21 protein-coding genes are annotated in these 24,205 nt (G+C 69.7%); 9 read left to right on the top strand and 12 right to left on the bottom strand.

Annotation, left to right across the window (positions count from 1 at the left end):
• Positions 1-10: 10 nt before the first annotated feature.
• Genes ACIBGM_RS27640 through ACIBGM_RS27630 form a run of 3 tightly spaced genes read right to left on the bottom strand, consistent with a single transcriptional unit; the run spans position 11 to position 3,115 of the window.
• Positions 11-892 (bottom strand): carbohydrate ABC transporter permease, encoded by an 882-nt coding sequence (locus tag ACIBGM_RS27640; protein ID WP_360535379.1) that lies wholly within the window; start codon positions 890-892, stop codon positions 11-13.
• The gene (locus ACIBGM_RS27635; RefSeq protein ID WP_360535381.1) at positions 879-1,829 is read right to left on the bottom strand and encodes a sugar ABC transporter permease; all 951 of its coding nucleotides are present in this window, start codon (positions 1,827-1,829) and stop codon (positions 879-881) included. The genes ACIBGM_RS27640 and ACIBGM_RS27635 overlap by 14 nt, the downstream gene beginning before the upstream one ends.
• On the bottom strand, positions 1,826-3,115 hold the full coding sequence (locus ACIBGM_RS27630; RefSeq protein WP_396387171.1) for an ABC transporter substrate-binding protein: 1,290 nt from the start codon (positions 3,113-3,115) through the stop codon (positions 1,826-1,828). The genes ACIBGM_RS27635 and ACIBGM_RS27630 overlap by 4 nt, the downstream gene beginning before the upstream one ends.
• Before the next feature lie 212 nt (positions 3,116-3,327).
• Here ACIBGM_RS27630 and ACIBGM_RS27625 point away from each other — a divergent pair, with 212 nt between their 5' ends.
• Both ACIBGM_RS27625 and ACIBGM_RS27620 read left to right on the top strand, forming a co-directional pair.
• A complete protein-coding gene (locus ACIBGM_RS27625) occupies positions 3,328-4,404 on the top strand; it encodes a LacI family DNA-binding transcriptional regulator (protein ID WP_360535385.1) in 1,077 nt (358 codons plus the stop codon).
• 32 nt (positions 4,405-4,436) lie between these two features.
• Positions 4,437-5,243 (top strand): TrmH family RNA methyltransferase, encoded by an 807-nt coding sequence (locus tag ACIBGM_RS27620; protein ID WP_396387170.1) that lies wholly within the window; start codon positions 4,437-4,439, stop codon positions 5,241-5,243.
• Here the strand turns inward: ACIBGM_RS27620 and ACIBGM_RS27615 are convergent.
• The 3 genes from ACIBGM_RS27615 to ACIBGM_RS27605 form a co-directional block, all read right to left on the bottom strand.
• The gene (locus ACIBGM_RS27615; protein ID WP_396387169.1) at positions 5,228-6,313 is read right to left on the bottom strand and encodes a class I SAM-dependent methyltransferase; all 1,086 of its coding nucleotides are present in this window, start codon (positions 6,311-6,313) and stop codon (positions 5,228-5,230) included. The two genes, ACIBGM_RS27620 and ACIBGM_RS27615, sit on opposite strands and share 16 nt — an antisense overlap.
• A gap of 90 nt (positions 6,314-6,403) precedes the next feature.
• Entirely contained in the window at positions 6,404-9,442 is a 3,039-nt protein-coding gene (locus ACIBGM_RS27610) for an ATP-binding protein (RefSeq protein WP_396387168.1), read from the bottom strand.
• Positions 9,443-9,563: 121 nt separating this feature from the next.
• Complete coding sequence (locus ACIBGM_RS27605; protein ID WP_396387167.1) at positions 9,564-10,358, bottom strand: class I SAM-dependent methyltransferase; 795 nt, start codon at positions 10,356-10,358, stop codon at positions 9,564-9,566.
• Positions 10,359-10,525: 167 nt separating this feature from the next.
• On the opposite strand from ACIBGM_RS27605, the gene ACIBGM_RS27600 reads away from it, so the two are divergent.
• On the top strand, positions 10,526-11,074 hold the full coding sequence (locus tag ACIBGM_RS27600) for an AAA family ATPase (RefSeq protein WP_360535395.1): 549 nt from the start codon (positions 10,526-10,528) through the stop codon (positions 11,072-11,074).
• 34 nt (positions 11,075-11,108) lie between these two features.
• Complete coding sequence (locus ACIBGM_RS27595; protein WP_360535397.1) at positions 11,109-11,789, top strand: RraA family protein; 681 nt, start codon at positions 11,109-11,111, stop codon at positions 11,787-11,789.
• Here ACIBGM_RS27595 and ACIBGM_RS27590 read toward each other — a convergent pair whose 3' ends face one another.
• Positions 11,790-12,674, bottom strand: coding sequence for an LLM class flavin-dependent oxidoreductase (locus ACIBGM_RS27590; protein WP_396387166.1), 885 nt, complete (start codon positions 12,672-12,674; stop codon positions 11,790-11,792).
• A 100-nt stretch (positions 12,675-12,774) separates the two neighbouring features.
• Here ACIBGM_RS27590 and ACIBGM_RS27585 point away from each other — a divergent pair, with 100 nt between their 5' ends.
• Entirely contained in the window at positions 12,775-13,200 is a 426-nt protein-coding gene (locus ACIBGM_RS27585) for a MarR family winged helix-turn-helix transcriptional regulator (protein ID WP_396387165.1), read from the top strand.
• Between the two features lie 14 nt (positions 13,201-13,214).
• Here ACIBGM_RS27585 and ACIBGM_RS27580 read toward each other — a convergent pair whose 3' ends face one another.
• Positions 13,215-17,417, bottom strand: coding sequence for a BTAD domain-containing putative transcriptional regulator (locus ACIBGM_RS27580; RefSeq protein ID WP_396387164.1), 4,203 nt, complete (start codon positions 17,415-17,417; stop codon positions 13,215-13,217).
• Between the two features lie 147 nt (positions 17,418-17,564).
• On the opposite strand from ACIBGM_RS27580, the gene ACIBGM_RS27575 reads away from it, so the two are divergent.
• Positions 17,565-17,873, top strand: a complete 309-nt coding sequence (locus ACIBGM_RS27575) for a hypothetical protein (protein WP_396387163.1) — start codon at positions 17,565-17,567, stop codon at positions 17,871-17,873.
• Here the strand turns inward: ACIBGM_RS27575 and ACIBGM_RS27570 are convergent, their stop codons facing one another.
• Positions 17,874-19,028, bottom strand: coding sequence for an MFS transporter (locus ACIBGM_RS27570; protein WP_396387162.1), 1,155 nt, complete (start codon positions 19,026-19,028; stop codon positions 17,874-17,876). It abuts the gene before it with no gap.
• A gap of 67 nt (positions 19,029-19,095) precedes the next feature.
• Between ACIBGM_RS27570 and ACIBGM_RS27565 the strand changes: the two genes are divergently transcribed.
• Positions 19,096-20,589 carry an HD domain-containing phosphohydrolase gene (locus ACIBGM_RS27565; RefSeq protein ID WP_396387161.1) on the top strand — a complete coding sequence of 498 codons (1,494 nt, stop codon included), beginning with the start codon at positions 19,096-19,098 and terminating at the stop codon, positions 20,587-20,589.
• Here the strand turns inward: ACIBGM_RS27565 and ACIBGM_RS27560 are convergent, their stop codons facing one another.
• Both ACIBGM_RS27560 and ACIBGM_RS27555 read right to left on the bottom strand, forming a co-directional pair.
• On the bottom strand, positions 20,590-20,895 hold the full coding sequence (locus ACIBGM_RS27560) for a hypothetical protein (RefSeq protein ID WP_396387160.1): 306 nt from the start codon (positions 20,893-20,895) through the stop codon (positions 20,590-20,592).
• Entirely contained in the window at positions 20,892-21,752 is an 861-nt protein-coding gene (locus ACIBGM_RS27555; protein ID WP_396387159.1) for a phytanoyl-CoA dioxygenase family protein, read from the bottom strand. The genes ACIBGM_RS27560 and ACIBGM_RS27555 overlap by 4 nt, the downstream gene beginning before the upstream one ends.
• 101 nt (positions 21,753-21,853) lie before the next feature.
• Between ACIBGM_RS27555 and ACIBGM_RS27550 the strand changes: the two genes are divergently transcribed.
• Positions 21,854-22,639 (top strand): helix-turn-helix domain-containing protein, encoded by a 786-nt coding sequence (locus ACIBGM_RS27550; protein ID WP_396387158.1) that lies wholly within the window; start codon positions 21,854-21,856, stop codon positions 22,637-22,639.
• Positions 22,640-22,649: 10 nt separating this feature from the next.
• On the top strand, positions 22,650-23,384 hold the full coding sequence (locus ACIBGM_RS27545) for a hypothetical protein (protein ID WP_396387157.1): 735 nt from the start codon (positions 22,650-22,652) through the stop codon (positions 23,382-23,384).
• Between the two features lies 1 nt (position 23,385).
• On the opposite strand, the gene ACIBGM_RS27540 is transcribed toward ACIBGM_RS27545, so the two are convergent.
• Positions 23,386-24,132 (bottom strand): response regulator transcription factor, encoded by a 747-nt coding sequence (locus ACIBGM_RS27540; RefSeq protein WP_396387156.1) that lies wholly within the window; start codon positions 24,130-24,132, stop codon positions 23,386-23,388.
• Positions 24,133-24,205: the final 73 nt, after the last annotated feature.

The raw sequence follows: 24,205 nt of genomic DNA, 5'->3' as shown, positions 1-24,205 counted from the left end.
TTCGACTGTGTCATTTGATGCCCGCGGTCGCGAAACCTTGGACGAAGTAGCGCTGGCCGATCAGGAACAGCACCACCATCGGGACCGTGGCCAGCGTGGTGCCGGCCATCAGGAAGGCCCACTGGGTGTCGTTCTCGGTCCGGAACACCGACAGCCCGACCTGGATCACCCGCAGGTTGTCGCTCTTGGTCACCAGCAGCGGCCAGAGGAAGTTGTTCCACGACCCCTCGAAGGTGAGCAGCGCGACGGTGATGAACGCGGGCTTCACCAGCGGCGTCATGATCCGGGCGTAGATGCCCAGCTCCCCCAGGCCGTCCAGCCGGGCTGCCTCCTCGAGCTCCACCGGCAGGTCGAGGTAGAACTGCCGGAACAGGAACACCGAGAACGGGCTGACCGCACCCGGGATGATCAGCGCCCACCAGGTGTCCAGCCACCCGGTGCCGCCCTGGCCGGTGATGTCGTTGCCGCCGAACAGCGGCATGAACCGCACGATCAGGAACTCCGGCAGGATCTTCGTGTACGTCGGGATCATCAGCGCCCCGACGAAGCCGAGGAAGATCAGCGTGCTGCCGCGGAACCGCAACCGGGCCAGCGCGTATCCGGCCATCGACGCGATCACCACGTTCAGCACGGTGTGACTGAATGCGATCACGAAACTGTTCCGCGCGTACGTCGCGAACGGCGCCGCGTCGAGGGCGTCGGCATAGTTGCCGAAGGCCCATTCCGTCGGGAGCAGCCGGACCGGGGTGGCGGCGATGTCGGCCGGGGTCTTCACCGAGGTGAGCAGCATCCAGACGAACGGGACGATCATCACCACCGCAATCGCGGTCAGCGTCAGGTACAGCGCGATCCGGCCGGCCCGGACCCGCCGGACGGCGTCAACGGCCGGCACGGTCGCCTCCGGTGATCCGCCGGTTCGCCAGGGTCAGGACGAGCAGCAGCGCGAACAGCACCAGGCTCTGCGCGCAGGCGTATCCCATCCGGAACTCCCGGAACGCCGACTTGTAGATCTCGTAGGTCATCATCGTGGTGCTGTTCGCCGGACCGCCGTCGGTCAGGATGTACACCTGGTCGAAGGACTGGAACGCGCCGATCACCGAGGTGACGAAGACGAAGAAGGTGGCCGGCTTGAGCAGCGGCACGGTCAGGCTGAAGAACTGCCGGACCTTCGAGGCGCCGTCCACCGACGCCGCCTCGTAGAGCTCGGCCGGCAGGTTCTGCAGCGCGGCCAGGTAGATCAGCATCTTCAGCCCGATCCCCTGCCAGATGCCGACCACGATCACGGCCGGCATCGCCCAGTCCGTCGAGGACAGCCAGTTCGGCCCGGACAGGCCGAGGAACGACAGCACCGCGTTGGCCAGGCCGCTGCGTGGGTCGTAGATCCACAGCCAGACCAGCGCGACCGCGATCGTCGCGGTCACCTGCGGGATGAAGATCGCGGTCCGGAAGATCGCCCGGCCGGTCAGCTTCGTGTTCAGCATCAGCGCGATCAGCAGCGCGATCGACATCGCCACCGGCACCGTGAAGAACGTGTAGACGCTGGTGTTCAGCACCGCCCGCCGGAACACGTCGTCGCCGAGCAGGTCGCGGAAGTTCTCCAGCCCGACGAACCGCGGCGGCGTCAGGACGTCGTACGACGTGAAGCTCAGCACGACCGCCGCGACCAGCGGGATGCCGATCCAGACGAGCGAGTGCAGCAGGGCGGGCGCGACCATCAGCAGGCCGGCCCGGCGCCGGCCTCGCGACAGCCGGCGCCCCGGCGGGGTGGGGGCCGGACCGGGTACGGCGTCGCGCACCCGCTCCGGCGTCGTCAACATCGTTCCGCTCACAGCCGGGAGATCGCTTCCTTGCTCAGGCTCGCCAGCTCGTCGATCGCTTCCTTCGCGGTCCGCTGACCGACCACGGCGGTCTCCAGCGTGGTCTTGATCTTCTCCCGGATCTCCATCCAGGCCGCCGTACCGCCCTCGGATCGGGCCTTGCTCATGTTGTCCAGGGCAAGCTTCACGAAGCCGTTGTTCTGCACGTAGTCCGACGTCCGCAGATCCTGGACGCCGGGCACCGAGCCGCGCTGCTGGGCGGTCGGCAGGATCGTCTCCGGGGTGCCCATGAACTCCACCAGCCTCTGCGCGGCGGCGGCGTGCTTGGTCGAGGCGGAGCGGGCCACCAGGGTCCCGCCCTGCAGCATCGCGGGCACCCGGTTCGCCAGGATGAACGCGCCGACCTTGTCCTCCTTCAGCAGCTCCGGGTTCTGCTGCTGCAGCTGCACCCACAGGGAGTTGTTGGCCATCATCATCGCCGAGCGGCCCTGCGCCAGCGTGCTCGGCTGACCGGCCGCGGTCTTGAACGAGAAGTCGCCCGACTTGTCCTTGAGGACATCGAGGAACAGCTGCAAGGCCTCGACTCCGCGCTCGTCGTTGAACCGCACCTCCTGGCCGGACTCGTCGAACAGGTTGCCGTCGTTGGCGAACAGGAAGGTCTCCCAGCACTGCCGCAGATCGATCGAGAACGGGTCGAACCCGACCCGGGTGAGCTTGCCGGAGCCGTCGGTCCGGGCCAGCTCCTTGGCCATCGCGCGCAGCTCGGCCCAGTCCTTCGGCGGCTGCTTGATCCCGGCCTCGGCGAACATGTCCTTGCGATAGGTGACGATCCGGGTGTCCAGCACCAACGGGAGCGCGTACAGCTTGCCGTCGTACCGGGACGGCTCGAGGACCCGGTCCTCGTAGTCGAAACGGGTGGCCAGCGAGTCCGGCAGCGGCGCGAGCACCTTCTTGTGCGCGAACGGTGGGATCCAGCCGACGCCGAGCATCACCACGTCCGGCATCAGGCCGCCGGCCAGGCCGGTGGTGAGCTTCTCGTTCAGCGCGGCGTACGTCGTGTAGTCGACCTTGACCGTGACGTTCGGGTTCTGCTGCTTGAACGCGGGCAGCAGCTTGCCCTCCAGCAACTGCTTGCCGGTGCTGCCCTCGAAGATCGGGGTGAGCAGCGTGATCTCCCCCTCGGCGGGTCCGTCGGCGGCCGCCTGGCCGGCGTCGGACGGCGCCGCGGAACACCCGGTGGCCGCGGCGAACGCGCCGAGGCCGAGGGCCGACAGGACTGATCTACGGGAGTACTCCATGGCGCGCCTTTCGTGGTGCTGCGGAAGTGGAGTGGTGCAACGATCTACCAGCCGGAGCGCCGCTGCTGATGCGGACTGGTGCAACGATGCACCGCATGCTAGGAACGGTTTCTCGCGCTAGTCAAGAGGTCACCGCTGCCGGACTTCTGCTGGACTTTCGGTGTCCTGTGATGCATCGTTACACTGCGACATGGCAGGGCACGGGGCGAACGGTGAGGAAGAATGCGCGGGTGGGCATGGGTGAGGTGACGATCCAGCAGGTCGCGACCGAGGCAGGCGTCTCGCCGAGCACGGTGTCGAACCTGCTGAACGGGCGGAACCACCGGATGCTGCCGGAGACCCGGCAGCGGATCGAGACCGCCATCGACAAACTCGGCTACCGGCCGAACCGGGCCGCGCGGCAGCTGCGCACCGGCCGGAACACGACGATCGGACTCGTGGTTCCGTCGGTCGGCAACCCGTTCTGGGGCGCGCTCGCCCGGCACCTGGAGTCCGCGGCGCTGGCCGAGGGCTACCACGTGCTGCTCTGCAATTCCGAGCGCGATCCACGTCGCGAGCGCGACTACATCGACGAGCTCTGGGCCGACGGTGTGCACGGCGTCGTACTCTGCTCGTCCTTGCCTTCACTCGAGCACGTGCTGCCGCTGGTCGACCGCGGGTTGCAGCTGGTGGCGTTCGACCGGACGTCGCAGGCCGGCGATCCGGCGTCACTCGTGAGCATCAGCGTCGACAACGCCATCGGCAGCCAGCTCGCGACGCAGCATCTGACCGACCTCGGCCACCGGCGGCTCGCGTTCGTCTCCGGGGCGCTCGCGAGTGTGAACCGCAAGGAGCGGTATCGCGGGTTCGTCGCCGGGCTCGAGCAGGCCGGGATCGACCCGGCGGAGGCATTGCGGGCGCCGACCGGCACGGGAGCCGACGACTTCGGTGACGTCGAGGCCTCCGAGCTGGGACGTGCAGCCGCTGCTGAGCTGGTCGCTCTCGACGAGCCTCCGACGGCGATCGTCGCGATCAACGACATGTGTGCGCTCGGGGTGTGCCGGGGGCTGCGCGACGGCGGACTCGAGGTCGGCAAGGACGTCTCGGTGGTGGGGTTCGACGACATCGTGCTCGCCGATCTGTATGCGCCGACGCTGACGACGGTCCGGCAGCCGATGCGCGAGATGGCCGCGGCCGCGTTCAGCCAGCTGCGGGCCCGGCTGGACGACTCCGGGCCGACCCAGGGGCAGTCGCTGCTGTTTCGGCCGGAGCTCATTGTCCGGGAGTCGACGGCGCCGCCGGTGGCCTGAGCACTGGGTCAGGTGCGACGTAGGGTGGTCGGGTGCAGCGGATCTCGGCTCGGAACGCGCGGTTTCAGGTGTGGCAGTCGTACCTGACCAATCGGACCAAGCGGCACCGGGCCGGTGAGTTCCTGGTGCAGGGTGTGCGGCCGATTTCCGTTGCCGTCGACAACGGATGGCCGGTTCGGACGGTCATCCACGACGCGTCCCGGCCGTTGTCGCGCTGGGCGCAGGAGCTGTACCAGCGACTGCCCGGGGTCGAGCGGGTGGCGATGGAGCCGGAATTGCTGGCCGAGCTCGGTGAGAAGGACGCCGAGGTGGTCGCGGTGCTGGAGATGCCGCCCGACGACCTGGACCGGATCCCGGTCCGGCCGGACTTCCTCGGCGTGGTGTTCGACCGGCCGACCGGGCCCGGCAACATCGGGTCGATCATCCGGTCCGCGGACGCCTTCGGCGCGCACGGTGTGATCGTCACCGGACACGCCGCCGACATCTACGACCCCAAGGCGGTGCGCGCGACGACCGGGTCGCTCTTCGGCGTCCCCGCCGTACGTGTGCCGTCGCATCGCGAGGTGATCGAGTGGGTACGGCGCTCGGCCGACGTACCGATTGTGATCGTGGGGACCGACGAGCACGGCTCCGTCGACGTCTTCGACTACGACCTCACTCAGCCGACCCTTCTCCTGATCGGCAACGAGACCGCAGGCCTCAGCACCGCCTGGAAGGAAGCCGCCGATGCCTTGGTCCGCATCCCGATCACCGGCTCAGCCAGCTCACTGAATGCGGCCAACGCGGCGACGGCTGTCCTCTACGAGGTCTCGCGGCAACGCTCTCAGCCGAGCCGGTAGAAGCGCCAGAACGGGTGGTCGATGGCGAGGGTCTCGACCGTCTGGAAACCCGCGGACTCGGCCAGGTGCCGCATCACTGCCGGCCGGATGCCCAGCGGGCCGATGACCTCTGAGGCCGCGTCGGTGCGGCCTTGCGGGACGCACCAGAGGGTGCCGGCTGCCGCCATGAAGCGCTCGACCTCGTCACCCGGTGCGGTGAAGTTCTCGGCGACACGTTCCTCCATGACGATCACCGAACCACCCGGCGAAACGGCCCGGCGGGCGGCCTCGAGCGCCGCCACCGGGTGCGGCAGGTCGTGCAGGCACTCGAAGAAGAACGCCACGTCGTACCCGTCGCGCGGCAGCGGCTCGGTGATGTCGGCGACCGCCAGGTCGACGCGGTCGGCGACCCCGCGATCGGCGACGTACCGGCGCCCGCGGGCGATCGACTCCTCGTCCAGGTCGTACCCGTCGACGTGGACCTGCGGGAACGCCTCCGCGAGCCGGATCGCCGCCCAGCCGACCCCGGCGCCGAGATCCGCGACCCGGGCTGGACGAGTGCTGTCGGCGAGCCGGGCCTGGATGTCGGGGATCTGCGGCAGCCAGTCCTCGATCAGCGCGGTCTCGTACGCCGGTCGATTCAGCGCCTCCTGAGCAGTCACCGCCTCGGCGCCGTACTCCGGATAGGGCACGCCGTCCCCGGTCCGGAAGGCGGCGACCAGCGCGGGCAGGGCACGACCGATCGCCGGCGCGATGTAGGCCATACCGCCCACGTAGAACGGGCTGACCTCGTCGACCAAGGCTTCGCGCACGCCGTCGGCAAGTCCGAACTCCGCGTCCGGACCGGCCGTCAACAGCCCGGCAACAGCCTGCTGTGCGAGCCATTCCTGCGTGTAGCGGAGGTCCTGCCCGGTTCGCTGCGCCAGTACGGCGGCCGTCGCCGGGCCGTCGCACGACAGCGAGCGGTACAAGCCCAGCTCGACGCCGAAGTACACGTTGAGCAGCTCAACGGCGCCGAGCGTCTGCAGGAAGAGGCGACCCGACAGTTCCTCGGCCGCGGACGGTGCGCTGGTTTCCAGCCAGGTACTCATGATGTGCTCCCTGGTGTTCGGCAGCGCCTCGTGCGCTGCCTCTACCAGGGAGGCGCTAGGTCCGATGTGGCATTGCCACACGGCCTGCGGTCAGGTGTGCCACGTCGTGTTCTCCTCGGGCCGATACACGCAGAACCGTCCGGTGGACACGGCCAACTCGAGGTGGTGAGCGAGCGCCGGATGCACGGCACGGATCGCTCTGATCGCGGTGGCGATGCGCATGGCCACCGCCTTGCGGGCCCGTTCGCCCTGGTCTCCGGTGGTCCGTACACGGCCGGCCAGACCGTAGGCCGCGGCCAGCTCGTGGACGAGGAAGTCCCGTTCCTCGGTCAGGGTCTCGACCCGCTGTGACGTGCCCTCCGCGATGGCGGTCTCCAGTTCGGCCAACCGGCGCTTGTAGGATGCCCGCGCCGTGCTGTCGAGGATCGGACCGGTGTCACCACCGGCCGCCGTCCGCGCCGGTCCGCCCGCGGCGGCGACGAGGTCGAGCACATGCACCGGTTCACCGGGCCGGCCCAGCAGCACAGACAAGTCGTGCATGCCCTTGGAATCCGGAACACTGGCCTCGCCGTCCCGCCAGCGCACCCGCCAAGTCCGGCCGTCCGGACGGAACATCCCCTCGACTCTCGTCGCCGGTCGCACCGCCACACCGATCGCCGCCAGGTCCTTCTCCGCCATCGTTCGCCATGGCACGGCGTTGGCGCCTTCGTACGCCGTGACGGCCTTGGCGAGCAGCCGACGAGCCTCACCGGTGTCCCCCAGGTACGCCGCCAGCCGGCCGAGGATGTGTGCGGTCGTGCCCATCACGCCGCCGCCGATACCGTCGACGACCCACAGCTCTTCGTACGGCGCCAGCCGCCGGCTCACGTCCCGCGCCACGTCGTCCCGGCCGAGCGCGATGGCCGCATCGCCGGCATGCCACATCCCCTCGAGCCACTCGCAGTCGTCCGGGATCGCATCCAGTCCCCGGCCCGTCAAGCGGTCGAAGAAGCGCCGCGACTTCTGCAGGTCATCGGCCGCCGCGAAGTAGCTCGCCCCCATCGCCATCGCGACCGTCGACTCTTCGGCAGTCCGGATGAGCTCGTCGACCGCGCCAGCGTGGCTTGCCGGTAGCTCGCCCGCCGTTCGATGGGTCCACAGGCGCAGGGTGGCGACCATGAGCCCCGCGTTGGCGCTGCCGGCCCGGAGCCCGATCGCCTCGGCGTCACCGGCGTACCGGAGTGCTGTTTCGAAGTCGCCGGACATCAACGCGCGCGCACCGCGCCACAGCGGGACGTACCAGGCGTACAGCGGCAGCATCACGCGGTCCGACGTCCGCGCGAACGCGTCGATCTCTGCGTCGACGGCCGGCCAGTCGCCTCGTTCCATCAGCGCCACCAGGCGCAGCCGGCGAGCAAGTAGCTGACACGGTGAGTCGTGGCCGCGTTCGGCGACTGCGAGCATCCGGCCGGCCGCGACGGACCGCTCGTCGACGTGACCGGGTCCGGCGACGGCATCGCAGTACGCCGCCAGCGCGCCCGCCTCGACACAGGGATGGCCCACGCGTTCGGCCATCGCCACCGCGGACCGGGCCAGCTCGAGCCGCTCTCCCTCCCGATCCGTCCCGGCGTAGGCGAGCGACAACCGTCCCATCACGGCTGCACGCAGTCCACCGTCACGATTCGGCAAGGAGGCCAGGGCCTCCGACAGCAGTTCCAGCTGAAGTTCGTCGTACTGCGGAACCTCGAAGCCGCCGAGGCCGGTGCCCAATCCGAGCGCGGCCATGGCCAGGTGGCTCGCCCGGCCGTTGCGTCGGGCAACGTCTGCGGTCTGCGCGAACGTCTGGCGAGCGCCGGCCAGATCTCCGGCGTATATCTGGGCCTCGCCCAGCTCGAGCATCACCTTCGTGCGCTCGATGTCCTTGCCGCGCAAGGCGATCCGGTAGGAGTCGGCCGCCTGCTCGTACCCCATGCGCGACCGCGCTGCCCGTGCGGCTCTGAGCGCCCAGGTCGCCGCCCGTTCGGTCGCGTCCGGACCGAAGGCGGCGGACCAGTGCCGGGCCAGCTCACCCGCCGCTTCGTCCTCGTCCGTGGCGGTCGCCTCGAGCTGCTCGGCGAGTGCTCGATGCAACCCCGCTCGTCGTGCCGCACCGAGTGATGCGTCCAGCACCTCGCGGACAAGGTCGTGAGTGAAGTACATCCGGCCGTCGGTGGCCGGGCCGGCCAGCAACCGGGCCGTCGCCGCCTCTTCGAGCAGCTCGACACCAACCGGGGCTTCGGACACGGCGGAGACGAGGCACACGTCGGCGCCGTTCCCAGCCACCGCAGCGATTTCCAGCATCGCCTGACAGTCCTGGCTGACGCGTGCGATCCGCCGGGCCAGCACCTCACGCACCCCCTCGGGTACGCCGGCCGTCGGCGGCCGGGCCGCGAGCAATCGGGAGACCTCGCGGACGAAGAACGGGTTGCCCCCGGTCCGGCCGTGCACCAACGCGGCCAGTTCATCGGTGGCCTCGTGGCCGAGCCCATGAGAGACGAGCTCCGCGACCTCGTCCAACTCGAGACCGTCAAGCCGGATCCGCTGGACCGCGGTCGGCAGCTCACGGACGACGGCCAGCGCCTCGTCACCGCTCTCGGCCGGCTCGTCACGACATGTGGCGACCAGCAGTACACGAAGCCCCGGCAATGCGTCGACGACCTGCCGGAGCAGCAACAAGGACGCGCTGTCCGCCCACTGGAGGTCTTCCAGGACGATGACGACGGGCCGGTCGGCGGAGACCTGCTGCAAGGTGTCGACGACCGTGACGAACAGCCGCGCGCGGGCTCCGGCGTCACCGCGCAACACGCCCAACCCGTCCGCGGCCGTACCGGCCGGCTGCTCGGCGGCGAGCCGATGCCGTGGCGCCAGCTCCCGGAATATCGTTCGCCACGGCCAGAACGGCGGCACACCGGCAGCCGAGCACCAGCCCCAGGCAACAGTCGCACCGGCCTCGGTCGCCTGGTCCGCAAGCGCCTCGGCCAGCGTCGTCTTGCCCATCCCCGGCTCGCCGAGCACGACCGCGGACCGGCCGCGACCGTCGAAGGCCGCCGCCAGCAAGTGGCCGAGGTCAGCCAGCGGTCCGGCCCGGCCCACCATCACCCGTCGCTCCATCCGACGCCTCCCCGCTTCACATGCTAGGCAGCAGGCGGCCCGGGGTCAGCGGTTCGGCGGAAGCGTCGGCGGCCCGTAATCAGGCCGTCCAGACGAGTAATCAGGCCGTGCAGACCCGTGATCAGGCCGTGCAGAGAAGCTCGCCGTGCAGGATGGAGATCCAGCCGTCGGGGCTGGCGGCCCAGGTGCGCCAGGCGGCGGAGATCCGTTCGAGGGTTTCGTCAGGTACGCCGGACCGGCGCGCCTGATCCGCCATCGCCGACTGCAGGACGCGATCCGCCCACATGCCACCCCAGAACGCCCGGGAGTCCTCGTCGGCGAACGCCCAGTTGCTGGCCGTCGCGTCGACCTTCTCGAAGCCGGCCTCCACAGCCCACGACAACAACCGTCGGCCCGCGTCCGGCTCCCCTTGGTTGGCACGGGCCATGCGCTGGTAGAGGTCCATCCACTCATCCAACTCGGGAAGCTGCGGGTACCAGGTGAAGCCGTGGTAGTCGGAATCCCGCACCGCAACGATCCCACCCGGCTTGCAGACTCGGCGCATCTCGCGCAGCGCCTGCACCGGATCCGCCACGTGCTGCAGGACCTGGTGCGCATGCACGACGTCGTACGTGTCATCGGGAAGGTCCAGCTTGTGTACGTCGCCCACGACGAACTGCACGCGGATGTCGAGGTCCGCGAACGTCGTCTTGGTGATGTCGAGCGCGGCCTCGGTCGCTTCGAGGGCAGTCACCTTGCCGGGATCGACGAGCCGGGCCAGGTCCGCCGTGATGGTGCCCGGGCCGGCACCGACGTCGAGCAGCGACATCCCGGGCCGCAGGTGCGGAAGCAGGTAGCCGGCCGAGTTCTCCGCGGTCCGCCAGGTGTGCGACCGCAGTACGGACTCGTGGTGGCCGTGCGTGTACACGTTGCTCATCAAAGGCTCCCTTGCCCTCGGCGACGACTCACACGCTACTCCGCAATCTTGTTTCGTGAGACATATCATCTCGCATAATGGTCGCACTTTGTTGACGCGGAAGATCGGCTGAACGCGGGTCTTACGTTGGGTAGCGACCTGTCCGAACGGGTGGCTAGGGTGCGGCGGTGCAGTCGAAGCCGATGGTGGTTGTGGTGAGCGGCCCGCCGGGGACCGGGAAGACGACGCTGGCGCATCGGGTTGCGGCCGCGATCGGGTGCCCCGCGATCTGCCGGGACGAGATCAAGGAGGGGATGGCGCACGCGACCCCAGGCTTCGTCCCCGGGCCGGGTGACCCGCTGACCATGCGCACGCTGTCGACGTTCTTCGACGTGATCGGCCTGCTGGTCGGCCGCGGTACGTCGCTCGTCGCCGAGGCCGCGTTCCAGGACCGGCTGTGGAGTCCCGGCCTGACGCCGCTGCTCAACCGGGCCGACATCCGGATCATCCACTGCGTGGTCCCGGCCGACCTCGCGCTGGCCCGGATCCACGCCCGGACCGCCTCCGACACGAACCGGCGGGCGCACGAGGACGCCCAGATCGACGACGACGCGCGGCTCCGCACGCACAATGCCTTCCAGTCCGTCGACCTGCCCGTGCCGGCCCTCACCGTCGACACGTCGACCGACGTCTACTACCCGGCACTGCCAGAAATCCTCAACTTTCTGTCGCGGTGACTGCTGCGGCGCAGCGCCTGCCTAAAGTCAAGGCATGAAGCGATTCCAGGAGCTCACCACCGCGCACGTCGCGGACGCCTGCATCCGGGCCGGCGTGCCGGTTCGCACGGTTTCACTGACCGCCGTCGCCGGTGGTCGAGTCGCCGGACGGGTGCTGCCGGCTCAGCACGTGGGCAGCGTCGACGTGTTCCTCGAGGCGTTCGAGTCGGCCGCGGAGGGCGACGTGCTGGTCGTCGACAACGGCGGACGGCGGGACGAGGCCTGCGTGGGTGACCTGGTCGCGCTCGAAGCTCAGGCCGCCGGGATCGCGGGGCTCGTCGTGTGGGGGCTGCATCGCGACACCGTCGACATCACCGCGATCGGGTTGCCAGTGTTCAGCCTGGGTGCGTTGCCGACCGGGCCGCTGCGCCTCGACCCGCAACCGGCCGATGCGTTGTCCAAGGCAACCATCGGCGACTGGACGGTCACCCGCGACGACGTCGTACTGGGTGACGAGGACGGGATCGTGTTCGTCCCGGCCGACCGCCTGGACGAGATCTTCGACCTGGCCGAATCCATCCGCGACACCGAGCACACCCAAGCCGGCGCCATCCGCTCCGGGCGGTCTTTGCGCGAGCAGGTGCAGTTCGCCGACTACCTCACGGCCCGGGCGGCCAACCCCAAGCTCACCTTCCGCCAGCACCTCCGCGCAGTCCGCGGCGCCATCGAGGAGTGATCAACCGACCGCGGCGCGGACGGCCGGGGCGATCTCCTGGGACCAGCGGGCCAGCTGGACGTCGTAGGAGTCCGGACCTGTTGGGAAGAGGGTGAAGCCGGCGGCGCCGTGGTTGAGCACGGCGTCGGTGAGCTCCTCGATCCATTGCGCCGGTGAGCCGCCGATCCAGCGGCCGTCGTCGTCACGGGTACGGCGTACCGGCGTTGCCGTGATCGCGCCCGGGAAGTTGTAGACGGTGGCGACGTCGGACGGTTTGCGGCCGGCCGCGAGGGCAGCCTCGTCGATGATCGGGCGGGACCAGCGGTAGCGATCGCTCAGCCAGTCCGCCGCGTGGCCGGGGATCCAGCCGTCCGCCTGGCGGCCGGTCGCGGCGAGCGACTTCGGGCCGTTCGACCCGGTCCAGATCAGCGGCGCGGCGACGGTCGCGGGCTTGAGGTGGCCGATCGGGTAGTGCTTCGTCGGCGCCGGCCGGCCGCCGTCGGACATCGAGCGGACGAGCTGCATCGCCTCCTCGAAGGCCTGGACCGCCTGCGCGGGCCGCAACTCGGGCACACCCATCGTGGTGATGTGGTTCCACGCGCCGCCGGCGCCGAGGCCGAGGATGAACCGGCCGCCGGACAGTGCCGACAGCGCGGACGCCGTACGTGCGAGCACCGGGGCCGGGCGCAGCGGCAGGTTGGTCACGTTGACGAACGCCGACAGCCGCTCGGTCCGGCCGAGGATGAAGGCGATCGTGGCGTAGCCGTCCAGCAGGTCGGCGACGTACGGATGGTCCGAGAGGCTGACGTGGTCGAGGCCCTCGCGGTCGGCCTGCGCGGCCAGCCGGAGGATCCGGTCGACGTCGCGGACCTTGTCAGGTGAGCCGTAGCCGAAACGTACGTTCATGGTCTGATCTCCCCTTGCCCAGATGCTTCGTACGCCTAAATAGTAGCCCTACGAACTATCCGGCACGCAAACTGTCCGTGCTCCGGACTACAGTGGAGGTATGGCGACCACGACAGCGCAGGCGACCGACATCGGACTGGCGGGCGCGCTCGTCCAGACGATGCACGTCCTGCAGGATCTGTACGCCGAGACGAGCCGGCCGCTCGGCCTCACCCCGCAGCAGGCGCACCTGCTCTGCGTCCTCCTGGCCGGACCGCTCGGGATGACCGACCTGAGCCGGATCCTGAGCATCGAGCGCTCGAGCCTGACCAGCATGGTCGACCGCCTCGAACGCCGCGACCTGGTCGCCCGGATCCCGCACCCGACCGACCGCCGCGCCTGCCAGATCGAGCTCACCGCCCCCGGCCTGGCCTTGGCCCATGACGCCCACAACGCCTTCACCACCCGCATCGAAGCCCTCACCACAGCCCTCTCCCCAACAGCCCGCCGCACCCTCACCACCACCCTCCTGAACGTCTTCGGCTGACGACGAACGCTCGGTCAGGGGCAGGTCTCTTCGTAGGGGCGGTCTCCGAAGGACCGGGTCCATTCGGTGGGGGTCAGGTTGCGGCCGGCCATGGTGCAGGCGTGGGTGATGGCGGTGGTGAGGCGGGTGTCCCAGTGGTAGACCTTGCCGTCGTACGACGCGATGCGTACGACATCGTTTCCGTCGACGAAGGTGGGGATCGCGGCGACGGGTGGGTGGACGCCGTCGGCGGTCGAGACCGTGCCGAGGACCTCGAGTGTTCGGGCGTCCCAGAGGCTCACAGTGCCGTCCTCGGCGCCGGAGACCAGCTTGGAACCGTCCGGGGAGAAGCGGACGAACAGGCCGCGGGCTGAGTGGGTGATCGCCGGGGCGATCTTCTCCTCGCCCTGCTCCAGGTCGATGGTCATCACCTCGCCGCCTCCGCCGGTCACGGCTACAACGTTGCGGTCCGGCGCGTAGGCCGCGTGGTTGAGGGAGAGCGGAAGGCCGCCCTGGGACAGGACCTCGCCGGTGGCGACCCGGATCCGCCACCACTGCTCACTGGCGTAGTCGACGGTGTCCAGGAAGATCACGGCGGTCTGCCCGTCGGGCGCCGGCGCCGTACAGCAGTCCGCGTACCGGCTGAAGGCGACCCCGTCGTCTGCGAGTCCCGCGCCCAGCAGCCGGTATCCCAGGTAACTACCGACCATCAGCTGATCCCCGACGTACGCCATCGACGTGATCTGCGGGCTCGTGGCCCGCTCGAGCACCTTCCCGGTGCTGGTGTCGAGCACCGTGATTCTGGTCGAGTCCGACACCGCGAGGCGGTCCCCGTCCGACTGCCAGGCGGCAGGTACCCGGTAGAAACCTGCACTCAAGGCGAGTCCGAGGTTCGCCGGCGGCGTCGTACGACCGGTGGCAGTGTCGGAGATGCTCACCCAGGAGCCGCGGGCATCTCGCCAGAGGTACGCAGTACGCCGGCCGTCGTCGGAGGGAATGACGTGCAGGTAGTAACGTGCAGGCGCTGACGGCATGCGACGGAGGTACTGCCGCTGACCAGTGCGGTCGTAGGCCCGCACAGTCCCTTCGTCCCCACCGGTGTACAGCGTGCGGCCGTCGGGGCTGAAGTCGACGGCCCAGGACACCTCCGCGGTCTTGATCCGTTCGAGCAGCGCGCCGGTGGCCACGTCCCACACCACGACCTGCCCGCTGAGCTCAGCCGCCGCGATCGTCGATCCGTCGGCAGAGAAGGCGAAACCCCTGGCCGAGTCGTCCTCGGTGTGCAGTGCCCTGACCGTCTTGCCGGTTGCGGCGTCGAACAGAACCGTTGCGGCCTGGCTCACGCTGGTCGAGGAGAACTGCTGGGCCGCGAGGAGACGGCCGCCCGAGCTGACCTCGATCCCGCCCTCGCCGAGAACCTCCGGACGTTGCCACAGTTTCCGTCCGCTCGGTACGTCGTACGCCGTGAGCGGCCACGAACTGTAGACGACCTGGCCGTTCGGGTTGAGCGCGATCTCCTGCCCCCCACTGGGCAACGACACCTGACGCGGCGGATCGGTCGTCCGGAGATTCCAGACCAGGGCGAAGGCAGCGTCACCGGGCAGCCCGGTGCCCTGGGTCACGCCGGCCGCGAGATGGTTGCCATCGGCACTGAAGGCGAGGCTGTGGAAGAGCAGCCCACCTGGTTCTTGCAGCACAGGTTGCCGATCGACGGGCTCCAGCGTGTCGGCCCGGAACAGGCGGATCGGCCATTGCGGGTCCAGAGGTTCCCCGGTGCGACTCGCCGAGATCGCAGCGACCAGACTGCCGTCCGGGCTGAAGCGGGGCGTGGTGAGCTTCGGTTCGTCGACGTGGATTGCGCCGAAGGTGTACGACTCGAGCGCTTGGCCGGTGCCGGCGTCGTACAGGTGGAAGGTGGCTTTGTCGTCGCCGGAGATGATGCGGCGGCCGTCTGGGGAGACTTCGAGGTTTTCGATGCGGCCGTGGGGAGCCGGCCAGGAGCGGAGGAGGGTGGGGCGTTTGTTGAGGACGGCGGTCAGGTTGGCCTGGGTTTCGGGGGTGGACTGGAGGCGGGCGCCGTGGGTGGCCAGGAGGAGGGAGTGGCTGATGCCCTCGGTGAGTTGGGCGCGGGCACCCAGGCGGCGGGCGAGTTCGCTGGTGGCGGCTTCGTCGGCTCGGTTGGCTTGGCCGGCGGCGATGTAGCCGGCGATGAGTGCTCCGACGAGGAGGAGTGCGCCGGTGGCGAGGGCGATGCGGAGGCGGCGGTTGATGCTGAGTTGGCGGCGTGCCTGTTCTTCGGCGGCACGCAGCTCGGCCTGGGAGGCTCGCCGGCTCGCGGCCAGGAACTCCTGCTCGGTCGTGGTCAGGGTCGATCTCGTGTGCTCCTGCCAATCGGTCGCTTTGGCGAGCCGGCTGCCGCGGTAGAGCTCGCTGTCCGGGCGGCCGAGGTCGTCCCAGGCATCGGCGGCGACCGCGAGGTGGTGCAGGATGCGTTGGCCTTCGAGGTCGTCGTCGAGCCAGTCGCGCAACCGCGGCCAGGCGCGGGCGAGCGATTCGTGGGCCAGGCCAACGACCCCGTCGTCGCTCGTGACCAGACGCGAGGCGACGAGTCGGTCGACCATCGCGTCGTCGTCGGCTCCAGTGATGACGAGACGTCGCGGTAGCCGGCTGCGGATCGGCTCGCCGTCCGGTCCTGGCGTGACCAGTCTGAGCAGGAGGTCCCGCAGTACTGACCGTTGCTCGGCGGCCGTCTGCTCGTAGATCTGCTCGGCCGACTGCGCGACCGCGCCGCGGATCCCGCCGGAGGCGTTGTAGCCCGCGACCGTGAGCATCCGGCCCTCACGCCGCTTCCAGGTTTCCGCCAGCGCGTGCGACATCAACGGCAACGCGCCGGGCTGGTCGGCGACCTCGTTGATCACGAGGTCGGTGAGTCCCGGTTCGACCGTCAACCCAGCCATCCGGGCCGGCCGCTCGATTGCCGAGCGCAGGTCGTCCCGCGTCATCCCGGACAGGAGGTAGAGACCGCGCTCGACCGTCCGCGCGAACGCCGGGTGTGCGGAGAGGTCGGCGATCCGGTCCGCGCGCAACGACACGATGAGAATGCCTTGGTGCGAACTCAGCGCCGAGAGGAACGTCTCGCGCTCCCCAGCATCCCGGCACAGCGAGAAGACCTCCTCGCACTGATCCACCACGAGCACCGGCGGCGCACCGGTCCTGGGCATTGCAGCAGCCAAGGCGGCGACCGGATGGGCTCCTGGGGTCAGGATGACGACCCGCTTGCCATCGGCCTTGTACGACGCCGCCACACCGGCTCGCACCAGCGACGACTTCCCGCAGCCCGACGGTCCGACAACCGCCAGTACGCCGGTATCTGCCAGCTTGCGCAGACAGGCGGCGATGTCGGCGCTGCGACCGAAGAAGCCGTCTGCGTCTTCCACGTCGTACGACTCGAGGCCGCGGTACGGACAGACCGCGTCGGGCTCGGGTAGTGCGCTGTCGACGACGAGGGCGGGGTCCTGCCGCAGGATGGCCTGCTCCAGCGCGTCGATGCCGGGACTCGGGTCGAGTCCGAGCTCGCGATCCAGTACGGCGCGCAGTCGTCGGATTGTCTGCAATGCCTCGCCCTGCTGCCCGGTCTGGTACTGCGAGGTTGCGAGCAGAGCCCATCGCCGTTCCCGCAGCGGCGCCTCGCTGACCAGGGCACGCGCCTTGGCCAGCACCTTGTCGTGCTGCCCCGATCGCAAGGCTGCTTCGACGTACAGTTCCTCGGCGGCTTGGCGTAGCTCGCTCAAGCGCTCGACCTCGATGCGTGCGACGTCCCAGCCGTCCAGCTCGCTGTGCGGTCTGCCGCGCCAGAGTGTCAGCGCGTCGGCCAGCACCACTGCGGACCGTTCCGCCTCGTCGGCGGCGAGCAGGCTGCGGGCGCGACTCACCGCGTGCTCGAACCGCAGGGCGTCGATCTCCTCGATGGACAGCGCCAGCCGGTAGCCGAACTGCACGGTCTCGATCGCGCCGGCGCCGAGCACCTTGCGCAGGCGGACGACGCAGCCCTGGATCACTTTCTGCCAGGACGCCGGCAGCCGTTCGCCCCACACCACGTCGGCCAACTCTTCGGCGCTGACCGCCTGACCAGGATGCACGGCCAGGGCTGCAAGGACGACGCGATCGCGTCGTCCCAGCAGCTTCGGTCTCCCCTGGTCCCCCTCGATCGTGAGCGGGCCGAGAACGGCGATACCCACCCCTCGACTGTCGGCCGCCCGCCGCCGTCCGTCAACGGGAGCGATACCGATCCGATACCACCTCCAGCCGAGCCGATACCGCCTGGGCCGACAACAGGTACGACGAACCGCCACCAGCGGCGGTCGCGACGCCAAGGAGCAGGAACTATGTCCAAGCGATTGATGATGACGAGCGCGGCCGCCCTTCTCACCCTGACGGCAACCGCCGTCCCGGCCGCGGCGGTCGACGTACCCGAGCGCTCCAACGCCCCGGCGATCGTGGAGCAGGGACCGCCCAACTACCCGGCGTACGACCCGCAGTACGAGCTCGCCCCGGTTGCCGCACCGGGTACCGGCGACGCCAGCACGGCCGTCCTCGGCGCGCTGGCCGGGTTCGCTCTCGCCGGCGCAGCGTTCGGCACCGCCTTCGCCATTGCCCGCCACCGCGACCGCCCGCAGCGCCCGCAGCCGGCGTGATCAGCGCCGTACCGACCGCCAGGCCAACGCCAGGCCAGCGGCCGCGACCAGGGCCGCAGCCAGGAAGCCGCCGTTGCGGGTGGTGGCGGCTGCGGCCAGGCCGAAGGTGGTGGGGCCGAGACCCTGGGCCAGGTCGATGCTCATGCTGACGACGCCCATGACGGCGCCGCGCTCGGCGGCCGGGGCACGGTTCAGGGCGAGCGTCATGATCGCGGGCGTGCCGAGGGCGACACCGATGCCGAGTACGGCGGTGCCGAGGACGAGACCGGGCACGGACCGCCAGAGACCGATCGTCGCCAGCGCGATCGTGGTGCACAGCAACGACATCCGAACGCTCCGGGCCGCACCCAACCGGTCCGGAAGGCGGGCCCCGGCACTCCGGATCACCACGACGATCCCCGCGAAGCCGAACAGCAGGAACCCGGCTCCCTGCAGCCCGAGGTCGAGCGCGTACAACGGCACGAAGGCAAGGAACCCCGCCATCCCCCACACCAACGCCAGCAGCAACAACGCAGGTACGACGGCCGCCCGCGGAAGCAATCGTCCCGGAACAGCCTCCACCGAAGCCGCCACCGGCTCACGCGTGTCCCCCACCCGCAGAGCAAGCAGTACGGCGACCAGCGCGCACCCGGCCGAGGCCAGCCAGACCGTGGTGAAGCCGACGCCGACCAACGCCTCGCCGATCGGCGGTCCGAGCGCGAGACCGACGTACAGGGACAGCGAGAACAGGCTGATTGCCTCACCGCGGCGCTCGGTAGGAGCCAGGTCGCTCATCGCGGTCAGGGCTCCGACGAAGAAGAACGCATCGCCCACACCGGTCAGCAACCGGAGCGCCGCGAGCTCCCACACCGAGTCGGTCAGGCCGTAGCCCGCGACCGAGGCGGCGAAGATGATGCCGCCGCCAACCATCGCGATCGAGCGACCGCGCCGATCCGCCAGCCGGCCGGCCCACGGGCGCAGGACCAGCGCGGACAGGCTGAACCCGGCCACCGCCAGCCCGACCGCGATGTTACCGCCGGTAAGTTCGCCCGCCACGTACCGCGGCACCGCGGGCACGAGCATCCCGTCGGCGAGGAAGTAGGCCAGTGCGGCCGAACCCAGCAGCACGAACTGCGGGGTCACCAGACGGGGTTTGGACGTTGCCGTTGTGCTCATGAGGCTCACAATGGCCGTAAGGGGAGGTAGGGGCATCGGTAGATCTGCCCATCTGCGGGGAGGTGCGATGGCACAGCAGGAGGTGCGGCTCGCCGAACTGCTCTGCGCGCTGTCGGTGACGCTCGACCTCGCGATGGCACAGCCGCCGGAGAAGTCGATCCGCAGCTGCCTGGTCGCGATGCGCCTCGCCGACCGGCTGCGTGTCCACGACAAGCGCACGGTCTACTACGCCACCCTGCTGCGTCATCTCGGCTGTACGGCGACCACCCACGAGGAGGTCCACCTCGCCGGACCCCGCGCCGCCGAGCTGCGCCCGCTGGCCGAGCGCACCGACACCAACAGCCACCGCGAGGCCCTCAACTACCTCATGCACGTCGGTAGAGGCGCCGGCATCCGGCGTCTGCAGTACGTCGCCCGCACCATGACGACAAGTGAGGACAACCTCCTGCTGGCCGTCTGCGAGGTGGGCAGCATGCTGGCCACGCACCTCGGCCTGGGCCACGCCACTGCCGAGGCGCTCTACCAGAACCTGGAGCGCTGGGACGGCAAGGGAACGCCGAAAGGCCTGGCAGGCAAGGAGATCCACGTCGCCACCCGGATCGCCGAGGTCGCCACCCAAGCGGTCATCGCCGGACAGAAGACCCTGATCAAGCGACGTGGCACCTGGCTCGACCCGTTCGTGGTCGCCGAGTACGACGACAGCCTGGTCGCCGACCTGGACGAGATCGACGTGTGGCAAGCGGTTCTGGACGCCGAGCCGCGACCGTGGGGCACTACCCGCGATCTGGACGAGCTGGCCCGGACGTTCGCGTACTTCGTCGACCTGAAGTCGCCGTACCTCTTCGGCCACTCCACTGGCGTTGCGACGTTGGCAGACGAGGCTGCGCGGCTGCTGCACCTCGAGGACGCCGAGCGGGCGACACTGCGACGTGCGGCCCTGCTGCACGACCTCGGACGGGTCGCGGTGCCGACAGCAGTGTGGGAACGGCCTGGACTGCTGCGGCGGGCGGACTGGGAGAAGGTGCGCTTGCACCCGTACCAGTCGGAGCGGATCCTGGCCCGGTCGCGAGTGCTGGAGCCCGTCGGCGTACTGGCGGCTCTCCATCACGAGCGGCTCGACGGGAGTGGCTATCCGCGCCAGGCCAAGGGTGGTGAGCTGTCGACAGCCGCACGGATCCTTGCCGCGGCGGACTGCTACCAGGCGCTGAGGCAGGACCGGCCGCACCGGGCAGCGCACTCGGCTGAGGGTGCTGCGGAGATCATCCTGGCGCAGGTCGCGGCCGGGCGGCTCGACGACCGTTGTGTGAAGGCTGTGCTCGCGGCGGCCGGGCAACAGGTGCCCGGCCGCCGGATGAGCCGTCCCGCCGGTCTCACCGAGCGGGAGATCGAGGTACTGCGTTTGCTCGCTCGCGGCACGTCCAACGCAGGCATAGCGCACGAGCTGGTGGTGTCACGCCGTACTGCGGAGCATCACGTCCAGCACATCTACGGCAAGATCGGTGTGTCGACCAGAGCCGCTGCTGCGCTGTACGCGATGCAGCACGGGCTGTTTACACAGTGACTACGCAGTGACGAGCTTCTCGAAGAAGAACTCGTGCTTCAGGAACGACACGTCGTACTCGTGCCCCGGGAACGGCGGCAGCAGCTGCGCAGCCTGGAACAGCCGCCAGCCGTCCTTCAGCGCGTCCAGACCGGTCGCGTACGGCGGGACGTCGCTGTCCCCTGTCGTCGGCGACGTCGCGCCGGTGCCGTCGTACGTCGACCATCCGACGACCCGGGCGTCCAGCGCCGAGGAGGCCAGGTACAGCACCAGCACCTGCTGGCGGACGGTGGTCTGCTGGGCTGCTTCGCTAGCGGTGGCGGTCATACCATCTCCCTCTTCGCGTGCGGGTTGAGACTGCGCTGGGCGACGACCCGCTGTGGGCGGTTCGAGACCCGGGTGACCCAGTAGTCCGGGTCGATGGTGTCGTCACCGGTGATGGCCTGCCACAACTTGACCCGGTTGTAGATCTCCAGCCGGCCGGTGGCGTTCTCGTACCACGGGAAGGTCTGCTTGAGCTCGCGCGCGACCTCGTCGTCGTACAGGTCCTCGGTGTTCCACAGCCGGACCTGGCGGACGGTCGGGTTGAACCGGATCTTGAACATGTAGCGGTCGATGGCGCTGTCGTTCTTGCGGCCGCCGTGCCAGATGCCGTGGTGCAGGAACTGCACGGTGCCGGCCGGGCAGGTCAGCCGGGTCTGGCCGAGCAGGTTCTGGTACCGGCCGGTGTCGGACTCGTTGGTCCGGCGCAGGTGGCTGCCGGGCACGCTCAGGGTGCCGCCCATCTCGAGCGTCACGTCCTGCGGGTAGTACATGAGCTGGACGTCGAACGCGTCCGGGCGGACGTCGATGATCGCGTCCCCGTGCAGGTTCTGCGCCTCACCCTCGTTCGCCTTGCGGATGTGCACGGCGTGGTGGTCGACGGTCGGCTCCGGCCCGACCAGGCTGTGGATGGCGCCGGCGACCTCGGGCAGCTGCACCAGTCGCTGCACGAACTCGCTGTCCTCGAACGCCTCGGACAGCGGGGTGCCGTACGGGACGCCGGGGATGCCGGCCTTCAGGACCTCGATCGCCTGCTGGTTCATGTCGTCCGGAACGACGGCGTCCATCCGGAGCGACCCGGTGGCCACGAAATGCGCCATCTGAACCGAGGTGAGCAGGTTCTTGCGATGCGGATGGGGCATGAGTCTCCCTCTCGGGGGTAGTGGTAACTACTCCACCAGGCTATGGCGAGACAGCGTTGTCGCGCGTGGGACGTGATCACCACTAGTGGTAATTTCTCCCCATGATCGCGTTGCACTTGGCCGCGCCGCCGGAGGTGGTCAGCGTCGGCGCCGGGATTCACGGCGTCCGCAGCCTGCGCGACGTGTTCCGGCTGCCGGACCTGTGGCAGCTGCACCTCTACAGCTACTCCGCCGAGCTGACCGTCGACGGTACGGCGTACGCGGTGGCACCGGGGTACGTCAGCCTCACGCCGGCCGGGACGCTGGTGCAGTTCGACTACCGCGGCCGGTCCGAGCACCTCTACGCGCACTTCCGGCCGACGTTGGCCGGCGAACCGTCGTACCTGCCTGTCGTCCAGGACGCGGGCTCGGCCGCGCCGGTGCTGGCCGAGCTGCTGCGCTCGGCCCTGGAGGCCTTGCCGTCGGGGTCCGCGAGGGTGACGGCCGAGGTGTGGACGGCGTTGTGGCGGATCGCGGAGCTCGGGTCGTCGGCCAGCGCACAGGATGCGACCCACCCGGCGGTGTCGGCGGCGATCGCCCACATCGAGGCGAACCTCGCCCAGCCGCTCACGATCCCGGCGCTGGCCCGGATGGCCGGCGTCTCGCACAACCACCTGACCCGGCTCTTCCACGCGGAGACCGGCCTGACCGTGATCGCTTACATCCGCCGCCGCCGGATGGCCCGCGCCCGGCACCTGCTGGTTTCGTCGACGCTCTCGATCCCGGCGGTCGCCGCCTCGGTCGGCATCCCGGACCTGCAGGCCTTCAACAAGACCTGCCGTCGCGAGCTCGGGGGGTCGCCGCGCGCAGTGCGAAACGCAGTAGCCGGGGCGGTGGGGGCGGTCTAGCGTTCGGCTCATGTACGAGCTGATACCGGTCGCGGATGCGCCCGAACTGGATGCCGAGGCCAGCGAGCGGTTCGCGGAGGAGTGGCCGGAGTTCATCTTCCACGACCTGGAGGTGCGGAAGTACGCCGACCGGCGGCGGGAGTACTTCCAGGGCTGGGAGTTCTACCTGGTCACAGAGGACCGGCGGCTCGTTGCGGGCTGCTGGGGTGTGCCGATCGCGTGGGACGGGACGGTCGACGACCTGCCGGGTGGGTTCACGGACGCGATGGTGCGGGCGGTGACGTCGTACGAGGAAGGCGTCGTACCGGACACGTTCGTGCTGATGGCGGCCGCCGTACGGTCCGACGAGCAGGGGCGCGGGCATGCCGGCCGGGTGATCACGGCGGTGCGGGAGCGGGCGGCGGCCGGTGGGCTGCCGAAGGTGATCGCGCCGGTCCGGCCGACGCTCAAGTCCAGCTACCCGCTGACGCCGATCGAGACCTTCATGACGTGGACGCGCGAGGACGGCCTGCCGCTCGACCCGTGGGTGCGCACGCATGTCCGCCTCGGGGCGACGATCCTCGCGGCCGCGCCGTACTCACAGAACATGACGGGGAGCGTCGCCGACTGGGAGAAGTGGACCGGCCTGGCTCTCCCGGCCTCCGGCTCCTACGTCATCCCCGACGGACTCACGCTGCTCGAGATCGACCGGGAGGCTGACACCGGCGTGTACCGCGAACCGAACATCTGGATGCGGCACGCCTAAATCAGGCCGACAGCGGGAACGCGGTGGCCACGGCGGCGGTGCGGCTGGTGACTCCGAGGCGTTCGTAGATGTTCTCGAGGTGCTTGCGGACGGTGCCTTCGGCAACGAAGAGCCGACGGGCGATCTGGGTGTTGCTGTGACCGGCGGCGACCAGCCGGAGCAGTTCCAGCTGGCGGTTGGTCAGGTCCGGGATGCCGGCCCGCCGGCGTTCCAGCGCGCGGTGGACCTCGATGAAGTGCGGGCGGAGCATCCGCAGCAGCAGCCGCTCGCGCTCGGTGAAGTCGGGGCCGGTGCCTCGGAACAGCAGCAGCCGGCGATCCTCGGCGCCGGTCGCGGGGAACGGCACGGCGATCTCGCTGTGGACGCCGTTCAGCCGGAACCACTCCCCGACCGGCGACCTCCCCAACTGGGCCGCGGACAGGTAGTCGGAGACCTTCCAGACGCTCTCGTAGTCACCGGTGCGTTGCGGCCGGCTGCACACGTCGGCGTACCAGTAGGACTGCCAGAACAGCTCCTCCCAGCCGTCCTCGATGACGACATCCTCCTCGGTCACCTCCTCGAGCGCGACGAACTCGCGCTCCAGTGGACGACTCACCTGGAACGTGACGTCGTCGGCCGGGATCAGCTCGCCGAGCGCCCGCATCAACTCCCGCGGGTACACCTCGTCCGGCCCGGCCTCCCGCCCCCGGTCGATCACGTCGAACATCCTGCGCAGGTCGCGTTCGGTGACGGTCAGCTGCTCCACCATGACGTACCCCTCCCTGCAGCCAGGCTAAGCCCGGAACGGCGGTGGGCGAATACGTCGAACTGCGTATGGCTGC

The sequence above is a fragment of the Kribbella sp. NPDC050470 genome (assembly GCF_044458365.1).
Taxonomy (GTDB): Bacteria; Actinomycetota; Actinomycetes; order Propionibacteriales; family Kribbellaceae; genus Kribbella.
This window is presented reverse-complemented; position numbering and strand designations above follow the sequence as displayed.